Origin of the sequence: Chromobacterium haemolyticum DSM 19808, from assembly GCF_000711885.1 — a bacterium.
Classification (GTDB): Bacteria; Pseudomonadota; Gammaproteobacteria; order Burkholderiales; family Chromobacteriaceae; genus Chromobacterium; species Chromobacterium haemolyticum.
On sequence record NZ_JONK01000034.1, the window covers coordinates 1 to 15,149 of the forward strand.

General features: G+C 63.3%; 15 protein-coding genes. 4 read left to right on the plus strand and 11 right to left on the minus strand.

Annotation, left to right across the window (positions count from 1 at the left end; translation table 11 throughout):
• Together BR71_RS17040 and BR71_RS17045 are read left to right on the plus strand one after the other, a co-directional pair.
• Positions 1–266 (plus strand): transposase (locus tag BR71_RS17040; RefSeq protein ID WP_043640327.1); only part of this gene is annotated, 266 nt, incomplete at its 5' end.
• A gap of 233 nt (positions 267–499) precedes the next feature.
• Positions 500–1,300, plus strand: a complete 801-nt coding sequence (locus BR71_RS17045; RefSeq protein WP_052370743.1) for a substrate-binding periplasmic protein — start codon at positions 500–502, stop codon at positions 1,298–1,300.
• A gap of 26 nt (positions 1,301–1,326) precedes the next feature.
• On the opposite strand, the gene BR71_RS17050 is transcribed toward BR71_RS17045, so the two are convergent.
• Positions 1,327–1,938 carry an EAL and HDOD domain-containing protein gene (locus tag BR71_RS17050; RefSeq protein ID WP_052370745.1) on the minus strand — a complete coding sequence of 204 codons (612 nt, stop codon included), beginning with the start codon at positions 1,936–1,938 and terminating at the stop codon, positions 1,327–1,329.
• A 138-nt stretch (positions 1,939–2,076) separates the two neighbouring features.
• Here BR71_RS17050 and BR71_RS17055 point away from each other — a divergent pair, with 138 nt between their 5' ends.
• Entirely contained in the window at positions 2,077–2,691 is a 615-nt protein-coding gene (locus tag BR71_RS17055; protein ID WP_043640329.1) for a 3'-5' exonuclease, read from the plus strand.
• Between the two features lies 1 nt (position 2,692).
• Here the strand turns inward: BR71_RS17055 and BR71_RS17060 are convergent, their stop codons facing one another.
• The 10 genes from BR71_RS17060 to tkt form a co-directional block, all read right to left on the minus strand.
• Positions 2,693–4,384: a bifunctional metallophosphatase/5'-nucleotidase gene (locus BR71_RS17060; RefSeq protein WP_208854896.1), complete on the minus strand. Its 1,692-nt coding sequence runs from the start codon at positions 4,382–4,384 to the stop codon at positions 2,693–2,695.
• Between the two features lie 180 nt (positions 4,385–4,564).
• Complete coding sequence (gene mobA, locus BR71_RS17065) at positions 4,565–5,149, minus strand: molybdenum cofactor guanylyltransferase MobA (protein WP_043640335.1); 585 nt, start codon at positions 5,147–5,149, stop codon at positions 4,565–4,567.
• On the minus strand, positions 5,146–5,604 hold the full coding sequence (gene moaE, locus BR71_RS17070) for a molybdopterin synthase catalytic subunit MoaE (RefSeq protein WP_043640338.1): 459 nt from the start codon (positions 5,602–5,604) through the stop codon (positions 5,146–5,148). The genes mobA and moaE overlap by 4 nt, the downstream gene beginning before the upstream one ends.
• Before the next feature lie 2 nt (positions 5,605–5,606).
• Positions 5,607–5,858, minus strand: coding sequence for a molybdopterin converting factor subunit 1 (moaD, locus tag BR71_RS17075; RefSeq protein ID WP_019103633.1), 252 nt, complete (start codon positions 5,856–5,858; stop codon positions 5,607–5,609).
• A 138-nt stretch (positions 5,859–5,996) separates the two neighbouring features.
• Positions 5,997–7,061, minus strand: coding sequence for a class II fructose-bisphosphate aldolase (gene fba, locus BR71_RS17080; protein ID WP_043640341.1), 1,065 nt, complete (start codon positions 7,059–7,061; stop codon positions 5,997–5,999).
• Positions 7,062–7,147: 86 nt separating this feature from the next.
• Positions 7,148–7,777, minus strand: a complete 630-nt coding sequence (locus tag BR71_RS17085) for a LysE family translocator (protein WP_043589187.1) — start codon at positions 7,775–7,777, stop codon at positions 7,148–7,150.
• A 94-nt stretch (positions 7,778–7,871) separates the two neighbouring features.
• Positions 7,872–9,047: a phosphoglycerate kinase gene (locus BR71_RS17090; protein ID WP_043640344.1), complete on the minus strand. Its 1,176-nt coding sequence runs from the start codon at positions 9,045–9,047 to the stop codon at positions 7,872–7,874.
• The gene (locus BR71_RS17095; protein WP_052370746.1) at positions 9,034–10,149 is read right to left on the minus strand and encodes a zinc ribbon domain-containing protein; all 1,116 of its coding nucleotides are present in this window, start codon (positions 10,147–10,149) and stop codon (positions 9,034–9,036) included. The genes BR71_RS17090 and BR71_RS17095 overlap by 14 nt, the downstream gene beginning before the upstream one ends.
• Before the next feature lie 186 nt (positions 10,150–10,335).
• Positions 10,336–11,346 (minus strand): type I glyceraldehyde-3-phosphate dehydrogenase, encoded by a 1,011-nt coding sequence (gap, locus tag BR71_RS17100; RefSeq protein ID WP_043640348.1) that lies wholly within the window; start codon positions 11,344–11,346, stop codon positions 10,336–10,338.
• A 131-nt stretch (positions 11,347–11,477) separates the two neighbouring features.
• Positions 11,478–13,463 (minus strand): transketolase, encoded by a 1,986-nt coding sequence (gene tkt, locus BR71_RS17105; protein WP_043640350.1) that lies wholly within the window; start codon positions 13,461–13,463, stop codon positions 11,478–11,480.
• 439 nt (positions 13,464–13,902) lie between these two features.
• Between tkt and BR71_RS17110 the strand changes: the two genes are divergently transcribed.
• Positions 13,903–14,658 carry a BPSS1780 family membrane protein gene (locus BR71_RS17110; protein WP_052370748.1) on the plus strand — a complete coding sequence of 252 codons (756 nt, stop codon included), beginning with the start codon at positions 13,903–13,905 and terminating at the stop codon, positions 14,656–14,658.
• Positions 14,659–15,149 lie beyond the last annotated feature (491 nt).

Sequence of the window (15,149 nt, forward strand, 5' to 3'; positions counted from 1 at the left end):
AAAGCCTGCTGTGCGACAGCGGTTACGTGGGCCAGCCCTTCGCGCAGGGAGTGCGGGAGATTCTGGGCGGGTATGTGACGGTACAGATCGCGAAGAGAAGCGAGCTGCATACGTTCAAGGTGATGCCAAAACGATGGATTGTGGAGCGCAGCTTCGCTTGGTTGGAAAAGAGCAGAAGGCTGTGGAAGAACTGTGAGCGGAAACTCAATACCAGCTTGCAGTTCATCCACTTGGCTTTCCTGGCTCTATTGCTCCGGAGATCGTAAACAGGTTCTAAGCCCGCGCAAGCGGCGCCGTGTCTTCGCGGCGCGGCCGCCGCAACGCCTCTTTGCCGACCCCGCGGCAATGGAAGCGCTTTACGCCGGACGCCAAACCTGCCTACGATTCAGCAATAGGCCCTCGAGGCCCACAACAATATCGAGCGGAGACGCGGCGCACGCCGCGCTCCGTACGGGCAGCACGCATGCCGCGCGCACAGATTGAGCAAGGATTCGGGGAAATGATGAGACTTCGCAGCTGGCTGCTGGGCAGCCTGGCTGTAGTCCTGCTGGCGGCAGCTCAGCCGCAGGCCGCGCCACGTCTGAAAATCACCCTGTCCAACCAGGAGTGGCCGCCCTATATGGGCAAGGAACTGCCGTATGACGGCATTTTGTCGCGTCTGGTCAAAGAGGCGTTCGCCCGCGCCAACGTCGACGTCGCCTTCCGTTACTACCCCAACAACCGCACGCTGCAATCGGCGCGCAACGGCACCGTGGACGGGAGCTTCGGCTGGGCGCCGACGCCGGAACGCAAGCAGGATCTACTATTCACCCAACCCATGCTGCATGCGCGCATGGTATTTTTCCAGCGCCGCAACGCCACCTTCCCCTGGAACGACTTGTCCAATCTGCGCCACGCGCGGGTGGGCGTCACAGTCGGCAATTTCTATTCAGACGAATTCAATCAGCAGGTCAAGTCCGGCCACTTAGTGCCGGATATGGCGCCGGACGACGTCACCAATCTGCGCAAACTGCTGGCCGGCCGCATCGACTTGTTCCCCATCGACGCGGAAGTGGGTCAATACCTTATCGCCCGCAACTTCCCGCCCCGGCTGGCTCAGCAATTGGAGCCGCAAAGCAAATCGTTCTGGGTGGCGCCGCTGCATGTGGTGATCTGGCGCAAACACCGCCAGGGCCCGGAATTGGTGGAGCGTTTCAATCGCGGCTTGAAGGCCTTGCAGGACAGCGGGGAGTTTGATCGCATTGTGGCGGAGACCCGAGCCGCCAGCCTGGCCTACCACAAACCGATCAAGGCCCCGTGAACAGGGCCGGTGGAGAGGATGTGGCGCTACGGCGCGTCCGTGCTGCTCAACACCACCGGCCGGCCGTGGAAATAGCCCTGGAACCAGCGGAAACCCAAATCCCGGCAGCGTTCGAACTGTTCGCGGCTATCCACCTTTTCCGCCAGCAAAATGCCGTCGAAATCGCTCAACTGCGCCATCAGCGCCGGCAGGCGCTCTGTTTCCACCGCAGCCACGTCCACTTTGACAATGTCCACCAGCGGCAGCATCGCGGTCTGGTCCGGCCCCAAGTGGATCACATCGTCCAACGCCAGGCGGAAGCCGCGCTGGCGCAACAGCGCCATCCGTTGCAGCAAGGCCTCGGTGACGGTGACCGTTTCCAGTATTTCCAGCACCAGCCGTTCCGCCGGCAATTGGTCCAGGATGGCGTCTTGCAACAAATCCGCGCTAGCGTTGATGAAACCGGGAAACTGACCCAACACATCCACGTTGCCCAGTTCACCGAAGGCGTTGCGCAACACCTCGGCGCTGGCGAGCAGATCGTCGCGCACCAAGGCGAAATTGGCCGGGCTGGAACGGAACAATAGTTCATAGGCCACCAGTTGCTGCTGGCGATCAACGATTGCCTGCCGGCCAAGATAACGTGAAGAATTAGGCATGCCGACGATACTACAGGATATTTCCACCGTTGTTGGGCATCTCCTGCTGGGACCGTCAAAAAATATGACAGCTTATGCCTGACCACCGCCATTAAATGCGGTAAGGTTGCAAATTACCCTCAAGTCAGCGAGACCGCCATGTTGCCAACCCGACAAATTCCTCGTGAGGAGATCAAAGCGCTGCCGCTGTTCGCCGGCTTGACCCCGGAGCAGGTGCGGCTGGCCGCCACGCCGGAACTGGCCGCCGCCGCGTTGCGGGAGCTGGGCGGCTGCGCGGTGCTGGGCTTCGACACCGAATCCCGCCCCACTTTCCACAAAGGCGAAAAACCAACCGGCCCTCACCTGATACAGTTGGCCTGCGACGACGGCGCCTGGCTGTTCCCGGTGCAGGACGGCCAGTGCGCGCCGGAGTTGAAAACCCTGCTGGAAGACCCTCAGCGGCTCTTGGTGGGCTTCGAACTCAGTTCGGATCAGTCGCTGCTGAAGCAGCGCTTGGGCATACGTTGCGGCCGAGTGCTGGACTTGGTGTCTTGCTTCGACAGCGACGACCCGCGCATCACCGTCGGCGCGGTGCAGGCGGTGGCGCGGCTGTTCGGCCAGTACTTCCGCAAATCCAAGAAACTGTCCACCACCAACTGGTCCAAACTACCGCTGACGCCGGCGCAACAAGCTTACGCCGGCAACGACGCCTGGGTGGCGCTGCGGGTGTTCCGCGCGCTGGAAGCGCGCGGACGGCTGCCCCCAACGCCCTAACTCAAGGCAGACGCGTGATCCGGTTCAGCGCCGGCACCGCCACCGGCGACGCGCCGGCGAAATAACTCTCCAGCACGTCCACGTCCACGCCGCCGCCCACCCGGTTGCCGCCCTGAGTCAACACAGTGAAACCATCGCCGCCGCCGGCGATGAAGTTATTGACCTGCACCCGGTAGCTGGCCAAGGGATCAATGGCGATGCCGTTGATCTTGATGCTGGCGATGTCCACTTTGTTGCCCACCGGCGCCGCCTGGCTCCAGCTATAACTGAAGCCCTTGGATACTTGCAGAATCTTGACCTTTGACGGATCGCTCCATTGCTGCTCCAGCAGCTGATCAATCTGCGCGCCGGTCAGAGTCAAGGTGGTCATCACGTTGCCGAACGGCTGAGTGGTGAACAATTGGCTGTACGTCACATTGCCGCCGGCGCCGGGGATAATGTCGGCTCGCACTCCGCCCGGATTCATGAAAGCCACTACCGCGCCTTGAGCGGCGCCCGCCGCCAATTGCGCGTCGGCCACCACGTCGCCCAACGCGGTTTCGCCGGCCGCCGACGGGGTGCGATCCAAAATGCCCGCGGCCTGGCCCACTACTCGATTGGCCACCGGAGCCACCAGATCCTTATACAGCTTGACCAGATTGCTGACCGAGGCCAGCGGCGCGATTTCGCGGGCCACCACCCGGTTCTGCGCCTGAATCGAACCGGGCTTGACGTCACGGGTGGCCGGATCCAGCACAAAGTCGATTTCGGTGAACAACTGCCCGTAATTCTTGGCGCTGGTCACCCGGCGGCCATCGATCACGCAGTTGTAGGCCTGGTGGGTGTGGCCGGTGACCACGAGCTTCACAGCCGGATCCAGTTTTTTGACGATGTCGACGATGGGGCCGGACACGCCGTTGCACTCGTTGAAATTGCCGCTCTGATAGCCGCCCTCGTGCACCACCACCACCACGGCGGAGACGCCCTGTCGCTTCAGTTGCGGAATCAGTTGGTTCACCGTGGCCGCCTCGTCCTGGAAGCTCAGGCCCTTGATGCCGTCCGGCGACACGATTTCCGGCGTGCCTTTCAAAGTCATGCCGATGAAAGCCACCGGAATGCCGCCGAACTTCTTGATTTCATAGGCAGGGAACAAGGTGCCGCCATCGCTTTTCTTGACGTTGGCCGCCAGAAATTTGAACTTGGCGCCGGCGAATTTGCCGTTCAGACAGGAAGTCGTGGGCGCGTCCGTCTTGCAGCCGCCGTTCTGCATGCGCAGCAGTTCCTGCTGGCCGTCGTCGAACTCGTGGTTGCCCACGGCATTGAGGTCCAGGCCCAGTAAATTCATTGCCTCGATGGTGGGCTCGTCGTGGAACAAGCCGGACACCAGCGGGCTGGCGCCGATCAGATCGCCGGCCGACACCACCACGGTATTGGGCGATTTGGCGCGCAGCGACTGCACCCAGGCCGCCAGATAGTCGACGCCGCCGGCGTTGATCTTGACAGTCTTGCTTGGATCGGCCGGATCCGGCACCGTCAGTTGGCCCGGCATCTCCAGATTGCCGTGGAAATCGTTGAAGGCGATCATCTTCACCGCCACCGGCTGGCGCGAAACGCCGGTGGTCTGATCGCCCGGCCCCCAGCTGCCGGAGCCGGAGGAACAGCCGAACAACGCCAGGCTCGCCGCCAGACACAGGCTCATGGTTTTCAGTTTCACGAAACGCATCCTTGTCTTGTTTGTTGTCGCTCGCGCCGACGCCGCCGGCCGCGACCGAAATGAGGAGACGCCCGTCCACTGCCATGGACCGCGATAGACGCTCCGATCGCGCGCACTATAGCAAAACAAAATGACAAAGAGTTAAAACTTTCGTGATGCGAAACAAATCGCCATGCGGCCTCAGTTTTCGCCCGGCTTGGCCTCAAGCGCCGCCAGCGCGTCCGCGGTGTTGAGATTGGGGAAGAGATGGTCGAACGCGACTTCGACATGGTCCAGTCCGGCCAGCCAGCCGCGGATGGAACGGCCTCCGCCGGCCAGATAGGCGGTCAGACCGGCTCGCAGACCAGGCCCCAGGGCCAGCAGGCTGGGATGCCAGCCTTCGCGGTCCCTCGCGCTGGCCGCTTGGCGGCCAGCCGCCACTTCCGCCAGCAAACGACGCGAGAAATCCGCCGGCAGCCGCACCGCGTCGCAAGGCATCACCAACCAGACCGCGCCGTCGTCGCGCTCCAAGGCCGCCAGCACTCCGGCCAACGGTCCCGGGTAGTCCGGCAGGCTATCCGGCAGCAGTGGACAGCCGAAACCTGCGTACGCGTCCAGATTGCGGTTGGCCGAGATCCACACCCGTTGCGCCAGCGGCGTCTGCGCGGCCAGCGCCGCCAAGGCGTGCGCCAGCAGCGGCCGCCCGGACAACATCGCCAGGCCCTTGTCGACGCCGCCCATGCGCGTGGCGCGGCCGCCGGCCAGAATCAGCGCCTGGTGGCTCATTGCCAGCGTTCCGCCGCTTGAGCGTCGCTGTGTTTGGCCTCCACCCAGCGCGCGCTGCCATCGGCCAGAATTTCCTTTTTCCAGAACGGCGCGTCCTGCTTCAGGTAGTCCATCAGGAATTCCGCGGCGGCGAAAGCGTCGCGGCGGTGGCTGCTGGCCACCACCACCAGCACGATGGGCTCGCCCAGACTCAGCCGCCCAACGCGGTGGATGACGGTGGCCGCCTGCAACGGCCAGCGCCGGCGCGCCTCCGCCACAATGGCTTCCAACGCTTTTTCGGTCATGCCCGGATAGTGTTCCAGTTCAAGCGCTGTCACATCGCGACTGTCGCCGTAATCCCGCACCAGCCCGCTGAAGCTCACCACCGCGCCGCAAGCCGGGTTGCCGGACAGCGCGTCGATTTCCGCGCCGGCGCTGAAACGCTGCGGCTGCACCCGCACCGTGAACGGCCCCATGCTCATCCCCCGGTCACCGGCGGAAACACCGCCACCTCGTCGCCGTCGCTCAAAGCGGAGTCCAAGCGCGCCATCTGCTGGTTCACCGCCACGCGGAACACCCGGTCAGCGGCCAGCTCCCGCGCCCAGACCTCGCCGCGCAGCCGCAACTCCACCAGCAGCTCCTCCACCGTGGCCGCGTCGCTGTCCAAGTGTTCGCTCTCCAGACCGAACTCGTCCCGCAAGCGGGCAAAATACAAAAGATTCAGTTTCATCGCCTGCCTCTGTGCGCATTAAGCGGATACCGCAGTGTAAGCAATCCGGGCCGGGCCTCCAATACGTCAAGGTGGCTAGACGCCCGCCCGCAAAAAAGCCCGCTCGCGGCGGGCTGGTCCGGGCAAAAAGGCAGATCCTTACTTGACGATCTGCGCCAGTTCGCCCTTCAGGTATTTATTGGCCATGGTGTCCAGGTTGATCGCCTTGATCTTGCTGGCCTGGCCGGCGGAGCCGAAGGCCTCGTAGCGGGCGATACAGATGTCGCGCATCGCATCCGTGGACACTTTCAGGTATTTGCGCGGATCGAACTCGGCCGGGTGCTGGGCCAGGAAGCGACGGATGGCGCCGGTGGAGGCCAGGCGCAGGTCGGTGTCGATGTTGACCTTGCGCACGCCGTGCTTGATGCCTTCCACAATCTCTTCCACCGGCACGCCGTAGGTTTCGCCCAAATCGCCGCCAAACTCGTTGATGATCTGCAGCCATTCCTGCGGCACGCTGGAGGAACCGTGCATCACCAGGTGAGTGTTGGGGATGCGGGCGTGGATTTCCTTGATGCGGTCGATGCGCAGCACGTCGCCGGTGGGCTTCTTGCTGAACTTGTAAGCGCCGTGGCTGGTGCCGATGGCGATGGCCAATGCGTCCACGCCGGTATCCTTGACGAACTGGGCCGCTTCTTCCGGATCGGTCAGCAACTGGCTGTGATCCAGCACGCCCTCGGCGCCCACGCCGTCCTCTTCGCCGGCCATGCCGGTTTCCAGGCTGCCCAGGCAGCCGATCTCGCCCTCCACCGACACGCCGCAAGCGTGGGCGAAGTTGACCACGGTGCGGGTGACGTCGACGTTGTAGTCATAGTCGGCCGGGGTCTTGCCGTCGCTCTTCAGCGAACCGTCCATCATCACCGAGGAGAAACCAAGCTGGATCGAGCGTTGGCACACGTCCGGGCTGGTGCCGTGATCCTGATGCATCACGACCGGGATGTGCGGGAATTCTTCCACCGCGGCCAGGATCATGTGGCGCAGGAAGGGCGCGCCGGCGTATTTGCGCGCGCCGGCGGAGGCCTGCACGATCACCGGAGCGTTCACCTTGTCGGCGGCCTCCATGATGGCGCGCATCTGCTCCAGGTTGTTGACGTTGAAGGCCGGCAGGCCGTAGCCGAATTCCGCTGCGTGGTCCAGCAGCTGACGCATGGAAACGAGAGCCATGGTGTTCAATCTCCGCAAACTGCTCCGCCTGAGCGGAGCATGGTTGGCGCCCGGACCGCGCCGCGGCCCGAGGCGAATTCATCAATTCAGTGTCTGGACACGCTGGACAACAATACGCCGGCGCCGACAAAAGCGCCGCCGGATACCTTGTTGACCAGCTTGAGACGCCGCGCGCTATTCAGCCAGCCGGCCAAACGCGCGCCGCCGCCGGCGTAAGCCAGCTGCCAGGACGCCTCGATCACGTAAAACGTCGCCGCCAGGATCGCCAGCTGCGGCCCCTGCGGCTGTTGCGCGTTCATAAACTGGGGGAACAACGCGGTAAAGAAAATAAAGGCCTTGGGATTGCTCATCGCCACCAGGAAGCCCGTGCGGAACATGCCCCAGGGCGTGTGCTTCCCGGTCGCCGCCTCCCGGATTTCCTCCACCGGCTGCGGCTGGCTGCGCCAAGTCTTGATTCCCAGATAGATCAGATAGGCGGCGCCGGCGTATTTTACCAAGGAAAACAGCAGTTCGGAGGTGGCCAGCACCGCGCCCAGGCCAGCGGCGGAGCCGAACATGATCAAACCCAGCGCCGTCATCAGGCCAAAACACGTCATCAGCGTGCGCCGCACCCCGTAGTGGATGCCGTGGGTCATCGCCAGCAGCATATTGGGCCCGGGCGTGGCCGAGACGAAAAACACGGTGGTGACGAACAGCAACCAAGTATTGAGCGACATGAGTATCTCCGGCGGGTGGGCCATCAGAATGAAACGGCGAGGAATAAAACAGTGTAACGCAAGCCATTCATCCTGATAGCCTTTTTCCCTGGCCTCAGCTAGCGCGCTCGGCCAGGATAGCTACCGCCGGCAGCTCCTTGCCTTCCAGGAACTCCAGGAAAGCGCCGCCGCCGGTGGAGATATAGCTGATGTCGTCGGTGATGCCGTACTTGGCGATCGCCGCCAGCGTATCGCCGCCGCCGGCGATGGAGAAGGCCGGCGAGGCCGCGATGGCCTGAGCCAGGGTCTTGGTGCCGCCGCCGAACTGTTCGAACTCGAACACGCCCACCGGGCCGTTCCATACCACGGTGCCGGCCTTGGCGATGATGGCGGCCAGTTCGCGCGCCGAATCCGGGCCGATGTCCAGAATCATGTCGTCGGCGCTCACCTCGGCCGCGCTCTTGGTCACGGCGGCGGCGGTTTCGGCGAACTCCTTGGCGCAGACCACGTCGGCCGGCAGCGGCACGTCGCCGCCGCGGGCGCGGATCTTGGCGATCACCTTTTTGGCTTCCTCCACCAGTTCGGCCTCGGCCAGCGATTTGCCGATGGCCTTGCCTTCGGCCAGCAAGAAGGTGTTGGCGATGCCGCCCCCCACGATCAGCTGGTCAACCTTGTCGGCCAGCGATTCCAGAATGGTCAGCTTGGTGGACACCTTGGAGCCGGCGACGATGGCCACCAGCGGCCGCGCCGGCGCTTGCAGCGCCTTGCCCAGCGCTTCCAGCTCAGCGGAGAGCAGCACGCCGGCGCAGGCGGCCGGCGCGAACTGGGCCACCGCGTGGGTGGAGGCTTCCGCGCGGTGAGCGGTGCCGAAGGCGTCGTTGACGAAAACGTCGCACAAGGCGGCGTAGGCGCGGCCCAGATCGGCGTTGTTCTTTTTTTCGCCCTTGTTCAGGCGCACGTTCTCCAGCATCGCCACTTCGCCCGGCGCCACGCTGAAGCCGGACTGCCAGTCCGCCACCAGGCGCACCGGCTTGCCCAAGAGGCCGGACAAGCGCTCCACCACCGGCGCCAGGCTGTCTTCCGGCTTGGGCTCGCCTTCAGTGGGGCGGCCCAAATGGGTCATCAGGATGACGCCGGCGCCGGCCTTCAGGCACAGCTCGATGGACGGCAGGCTGGCGCGGATGCGGGTATCGTCGCCGATGACGCCGTTTTTCACCGGCACGTTCATGTCCACGCGGATCAGCACGCGCTTGCCGGCCAGGGCCTGTTCGGAAAGTTTATTGAATTTCATCGTTCGCTCGCTCGGGTTTGGATTCGCTTGTCGATTGATTCATCGGCGCAGACTCCGGCTTGGCGCCGGGGCGGCCGCATTTTTTGCAGTACGGAAAAAAGGCGAAATTGCGCGCGCCGCAGCCGCAGCTGCGGAACAGCTGCAGGCCGCAATGCACGCAGTAGTCGGCGTCGTCGCCGGCAATATTGTATTGATGGTCGCAGGATGGGCAAGTTTTCTTCTGGTAGGCGCCCAAGGCCTGGGCGTAAGCCACATGGCGCGCGCGCTCGCTTTGGCTTTGCTGCAGCTCGGCGCGCTTCTTCTCCGCGTAGCGCTGGAAGGCCTGAATCATGCGCAGTCCTGCAAACACCGTCAGCGCAATGCCCACCGCCAGCCTCACGTAGCCGCCGAAATTAGGCAGATAGGGCAACAGCTCGACAAAGAAGGCGAACAAGGCGAACAGCCCAAAGCCATAAACGAAGAACCAGTAGCGATGGGTCCGGTAACGGCTGAACAGCCATACCGCCAGCAATAGCAGCGGCAGAATAACCGCCAGCCGCAGCAGGAACACTTTCAACTCAAAACGCTGGTAGGCCTGCTGATAACGATCCTGGGCGACGGCCTCGGCCTTGTCGATCTGGCGCTGCAGGGCCTGCCGACTGTGCTCCAGCGCACGCAGGCCGTCGCTCGCCCGGTCTTCCTTCTGCTGCCATTGCAGGATTTGCGCCTGAAGGGCGTCCAGTTCCCGAGTACGGCGGCTGACTTCGGCGCTTTGCCGCGGATCGGTGCTGGCGGCGCGGCTGGCCAGCCAATTGGCCAGGCCCTTGCGCTGGGTCTGGTAATTGCGCTCCAGCTGTTCTCGGGTGGCGCCGAGGTTTTCCAGCTGGACGCGCTGGGCGTCGTTCTGACGCTGCAGCGCCTGCTGCCGTTGCCGCAACGGCGCAACGCCGGCTTGCTGTTGCAGCGCTTCCAGCTGCGGCGGGCCGCCGTCCGGCACGTAGAAAAGGTCGCGGATCACCAGCTCGCCCAGGTTGGACAAAAAGCCGGCGAACACCAAAGCCACCAGCCAGGAGACCAGCCGGACCCATTTCTCAGGGCGGGACAATGCTTGGTTCTGTCGCATGCTGCTTTCCTGTGACGGCGAGTTCAGCGGAAGCGATATTCATGATCGCCAGGCAAGTGTATGCCAAAAAAACGGCCCTACCTTAACACCAATCAAATGCCGGTGGATGTAGCGCCGGCGCTAGCAGACGCAAAAAATCCGGGCCGGCATGGCGCGCCGGCCCGGATTTTCCGAATCACATCATCATCAGCAAGCGAACATCGCACGCGCTGTGCGCAGCATCTGGCAGCTGAAACCCCATTCATTGTCGTACCAGGCCAGCACTTTCACCATATTGCCGCCGGTGACTTTGGTCAGCGTGGAGTCAAAGGTGGAGGCTTCCTCGGTGTGGTTGAAGTCCCCGGACACCAGCGGCAAGGTGTTGTAGCCCAGAATGCCTTTCATCGCGCCGTTGGCGGCTTCCTTCAGGATGTCGTTGACTTCGTCCTTGGTGGTGTCGCGCGCGGCGCTGAAAGTCAGGTCCACCAGCGACACGTTGATGGTGGGCACGCGCACCGAGAAGCCGTCCAGCTTGCCTTTCAGCTCCGGCAGCACCAGGCCCACGGCCTTGGCCGCGCCGGTCTTGGTCGGGATCATATTGTCGGTGGCGGAGCGGGCGCGGCGCAGGTCCTTGTGCTTGACGTCGGTCAGCACCTGGTCGTTGGTGAAGGCGTGGATGGTGGTCATCAGGCCCTTCTTGATGCCGATGGCCTGGTGCAGCGCCTTGGCCACCGGAGCCAGACAGTTGGTGGTGCAGCTCGCGTTGGACACCACGGTCATTTCCGGCTTCAACACGTCGTGGTTGACGCCGTAAACGATGGTGGCGTCGACATCATCGCCGCCCGGCGCGGAGATCAGCACCTTCTTGGCGCCGGCGTCCAGGTGGGCCTGGCACTTGTCTTTGCTGGTGAAGGCGCCGGTGCACTCCAGCACCAGATCCACATCCAGTTCCTTCCAAGGCAGTTCCGCCGGGTTGCGGGTGCTGAAAAACGGGATCTTGTCGCCGTTCAGGATCAGGTGCGCGTCGTCTTGCTCGACCTCGCCGGGGAAACGGCCGTGCACGGTGTCGAACTTGGTCAGGTGGGCATTGATGTTGAGATCGCCGGTGGCGTTGACGGCCACTACTTTGAAATCGTCGTGCAGCTGGTTTTCGTAGATGGCGCGCAGTACCTGGCGGCCGATGCGGCCGTAACCATTGATGGCGATGCGGATAGTCATGCTTCTAAATCTCCTGGGGGACGATCCGGAGCGCCCGGCTTCCCGGCCGGCGCTCCGCGTGTTGTGTAGTGCGTCCACTACATGAAACGGCGAACAAAAGGCCATTGCTTTCGCAATGGCCTGTCTTTACATCACAGCAGGGCTTTGGTCTTGGCCACTACATTGTCGACGGTGAAACCGAAGGCCTGGAACAACTGCGGGGCCGGAGCGGATTCGCCGAAGTGGTCAATGCCGACCACATCGCCGTCCAGACCCACGTATTTGCGCCAGAAGTCCGGATGACCGGCTTCGATCGCCAGTCGCGGCAAACCGGCCGGCAGCACGCTATCGCGCCAGGCCTTGTCTTGCCGGTCGAACACATTGGTGCAGGGCATGGACACCACGCGCACGGGGATGCCTTCGGCCGCCAGCGCGTCCTGCGCTTTCAGCGCCAGTTCCACTTCGGAACCGGTGGCGATCAGCACCGCGCGGGCGCCGGCGGCGTCGCGCAGCACGTAGCCGCCCTTCTGGATGGCGGCCAGTTGCGCCGCGTCGCGGGCGACGAAGGGCAGGTTCTGACGGCTCAGCACCATGCTGCTCGGCGTGGTCTTCTGCTCGACGGCGTGGGCCCAGGCCGCCGCGGTTTCGACGGTGTCGCACGGACGCCAAGTATGATGGTTGGGGATGTAGCGCAGCGTGGCCACTTGTTCCACCGGCTGGTGGGTGGGGCCGTCTTCGCCAAGGCCGATGGAATCGTGCGTGAACACGAAGATCGGGTTGATCTTCATCAGCGAAGCCATGCGCAGGGCATTGCGGGCGTATTCGCTGAACATCAGGAAGGTGCCGCCGTACGGGCGCAGGCCGCCGTGCAGGGTCATGCCGTTCATGATGGCGGCCATGCCGAACTCCCGCACGCCGTAGCTGATGTAGTTGCCCTGGCCGTCGTGGTCTATCCACTTGGAGCCGGACCAGTTGGTCAGGTTGGACCCCGTCAGGTCGGCGGAGCCGCCGACGAATTCCGGCAACGCCGGCGACAGCGCTTCCAGCGCGATCTGGCTGGCCTTGCGGGTGGCCACGGTCTGCGCGGCGTCGGCGATCTTGGCCAAGGCGGCGGCCTTGGTCTCTTCCCAACCGGCCGGCAGCTCGCCCTGCATGCGGCGGCTGAATTCGGCGGCCAGTTCAGGATAAGCGGCGCGGTAGGCGTCGAAGCGCTTGTTCCATTCGATTTCGGCCAGCGCGCCCTTGTCGCGCGCGCTCCACTCGGCGTAGATCTCGGCCGGAATCTCGAACGGCGCGTGCGGCCAGTTCAAGCCTTCGCGCGCGGCGGCGATTTCGGCCGCGCCCAGCGGTGAGCCGTGGCAATCGTGGCTGCCCTGCTTGGTGGGCGCGCCGAAGCCGATGGTGGTCTTGCAGCAGATCAGCGTCGGACGCGCGCCTTCCTTCTTCGCGGTGGCGATGGCGGTAGCCACTTCCACCGGATCGTGGCCATTGACGTTCTTGATTACCTGCCAACCGTAGGCTTCGAAGCGAGCCGGCGTGTCGTCGGTGAACCAGCCTTCCACGTGGCCGTCGATGGAGATGCCGTTGTCGTCCCAGAAGGCGATCAGCTTGTTGAGGCCCCAAGTGCCGGCCAGCGAGCAGGCTTCGTGGCTGATGCCTTCCATCAGGCAGCCGTCGCCCAGGAAAGCGTACGTGTGGTGGTCTACGATCTGATGGCCGTCGCGGTTGAACTGCGCCGCCAGCATTTTCTCGGCCAGCGCCATGCCCACCGCGTTGGTGATGCCCTGACCCAGCGGGCCGGTGGTGGTTTCAATGCCGGGAGCGTAGCCGTATTCGGGATGGCCGGGAGTTTTGGAGTGGAGCTGACGGAACTGCTTGAGGTCTTCGATGGAGAGGTCGTAACCGGAGAGGTGCAACAGGCTGTAGATCAACATGGAACCGTGACCGTTGGACAGCACAAAGCGGTCGCGGTCTGGCCAATTGGGGTTGGCCGGGTTGTGTTTCAGGTGATCGCGCCACAATACTTCCGCGATGTCTGCCATCCCCATCGGGGCGCCGGGGTGACCGGATTTGGCTTTTTCAACGGCATCCATGGACAGGAAACGGATGGCGTTGGCAAGCTCGGTACGGGTGACCATTTCGGGAAAACCTCAAGACTTGTGTGGAAACCGGGACGACGGCCGCGCCACCCGAACATGCCTCCGGCATGGACCAACCGTCGCAAAATCATGGAATTATCGCCGATTTTCACCATAGGCGGCAACCGCTGCGCCACGCGGAATACCGCGGCGGCATGAAGGGATGCGAAAAATAGCCGGATGCGGCCGTTTTGCAAGATAATGCCGATGTAGCCGCAAAATGCATTTTGAATCAAAAGCCTGCGAATAATTCCGCTTTCGATTCCATCAATGACAAATGGGCATAATGCGGATAAAAGGCGCAAGCGGGGAAACCCGCGTCGCAAATCGCGGTCAGTCTGGCTCTGTCTTTTTGCCGCGCAAACGACGCAACGACGCGAGCAGGCAGGCGCCGCCAAGCGCCGCCGGCTTGTTTGGCACAACCTTTTTGGAGATTTAGATGCAATCATTCGATGCCCTACCCGCTCCGCGCAAAGTCGCTTTCGGGCGCGGCTGGCGCTGGATCGTGGAGGCCTTCTACATTGTCCGCCAGCAGCCGCTGACCTGGATTTTGCTGGCGCTGGCCTATTTGGTGATCAATTTCATCGTCAGCATGATCCCCTTGCTGGGCGGCCCGCTGTCCTTCTTCCTGGCGCCGGTGTTCGCCGCCGGCTTCATCCTGGCGGCGAAGAAATGCGAGCAGGGATCGGAGCTGGAGTTGGGTGATTTGTTCGCCGGCTTCAAGACCGCGCTGCGCCCGCTGATCAATGTGGGCATGCTGTACCTGGCCATCCTGATCGTCATCGGCATCGCGCTGGGCCTGTTGATGGGCGCGATGGGGGTAAGCGTGGCCAAGAGCGACCCCAACGCGATCCCGGTGATCGCCGGTCCTATCGCGCTGGCCGCCTTCATCGGCGGCGTGGCCGTGTTCCTGGTCAGCCTGGCTTACTGGTTCGCGCCGGCGCTGGTGACGCTGAACCAGGCCGGCCCGTGGCAGGCGATCCGCGCCAGCCTGCAAGCCGGCCTCGCCAACTGGGGCGCGGTATTAGTGAGCGGCCTGATGCTGGCGGTACTGGCCTTCATCGCGATGATTCCGCTGGGCCTTGGCCTCTTGCTGTGGTTCCCGGTGCTGTACGTGACCGCATACACCGGCTGGAAGGATATTTTCGGCCAGTCGGCGGCGCCGGCGCGGCCGGACGAGCCGGTGGTGTTTTAAGAACCTGTTCAAAGTCTGCTGCGCGTCGTGAGACGTGGCACGGTGAGCACAGCTTCGAAATGTTCATGTACCACTTGACCATTCCGCTTCCTCAGCCGTTTTCGCCTTGTCTCGCCCTAGCTCGCGGGACTTTGAGCTGGCTCTAAACGCGGCTCGCCTCTTCAATCAAGCCCCGCTCAGCGGGGCTTTTTCATGCCCTCACGGCAGTATCGCGGCGATCCAGCCAAAGCCCAGCAAAGGCGGGTTGAAGTACAGGAAAGTCGGCAGCGCCGGGCTCGCCCCGACACGCATCAGGGTCTGATGGCTCATGATTATCGGCATCGCCGCCGGCTTGCCGGAAGCAAGCGCGCCGGCCCAGGCAAAACCTGGAGCCGGCGTTTTACAAGCTCCGCTTTCCGTTTACGCGGTTGGCGGCTGAACCTGTTCAAGGTCTACTGCGCATCGGCGAGACGGCGTTGAAAACACTTCGCTTTCTCAGCTGTTTCCGCCTT

Bases quoted from the DNA above. Each gene is read 5' to 3' on its own strand.
- BR71_RS17045 (WP_052370743.1), top strand. From the start codon at position 500: ATGATGAGACTTCGCAGCTGGCTGCTGGGCAGCCTGGCTGTAGTCCTG.
- BR71_RS17090 (WP_043640344.1), bottom strand. From the start codon at position 9,047: ATGAAATTCAATAAACTTTCCGAACAGGCCCTGGCCGGCAAGCGCGTG.
- moaD (WP_019103633.1), bottom strand. From the start codon at position 5,858: ATGAAACTGAATCTTTTGTATTTTGCCCGCTTGCGGGACGAGTTCGGT.
- BR71_RS17085 (WP_043589187.1), bottom strand. From the start codon at position 7,777: ATGTCGCTCAATACTTGGTTGCTGTTCGTCACCACCGTGTTTTTCGTC.
- BR71_RS17110 (WP_052370748.1), top strand. From the start codon at position 13,903: ATGCAATCATTCGATGCCCTACCCGCTCCGCGCAAAGTCGCTTTCGGG.
- mobA (WP_043640335.1), bottom strand. From the start codon at position 5,149: ATGAGCCACCAGGCGCTGATTCTGGCCGGCGGCCGCGCCACGCGCATG.
- fba (WP_043640341.1), bottom strand. From the start codon at position 7,061: ATGGCTCTCGTTTCCATGCGTCAGCTGCTGGACCACGCAGCGGAATTC.
- moaE (WP_043640338.1), bottom strand. From the start codon at position 5,604: ATGGGGCCGTTCACGGTGCGGGTGCAGCCGCAGCGTTTCAGCGCCGGC.
- BR71_RS17055 (WP_043640329.1), top strand. From the start codon at position 2,077: ATGTTGCCAACCCGACAAATTCCTCGTGAGGAGATCAAAGCGCTGCCG.
- gap (WP_043640348.1), bottom strand. From the start codon at position 11,346: ATGACTATCCGCATCGCCATCAATGGTTACGGCCGCATCGGCCGCCAG.
- tkt (WP_043640350.1), bottom strand. From the start codon at position 13,463: ATGGTCACCCGTACCGAGCTTGCCAACGCCATCCGTTTCCTGTCCATG.
- BR71_RS17050 (WP_052370745.1), bottom strand. From the start codon at position 1,938: ATGCCTAATTCTTCACGTTATCTTGGCCGGCAGGCAATCGTTGATCGC.
- BR71_RS17095 (WP_052370746.1), bottom strand. From the start codon at position 10,149: ATGCGACAGAACCAAGCATTGTCCCGCCCTGAGAAATGGGTCCGGCTG.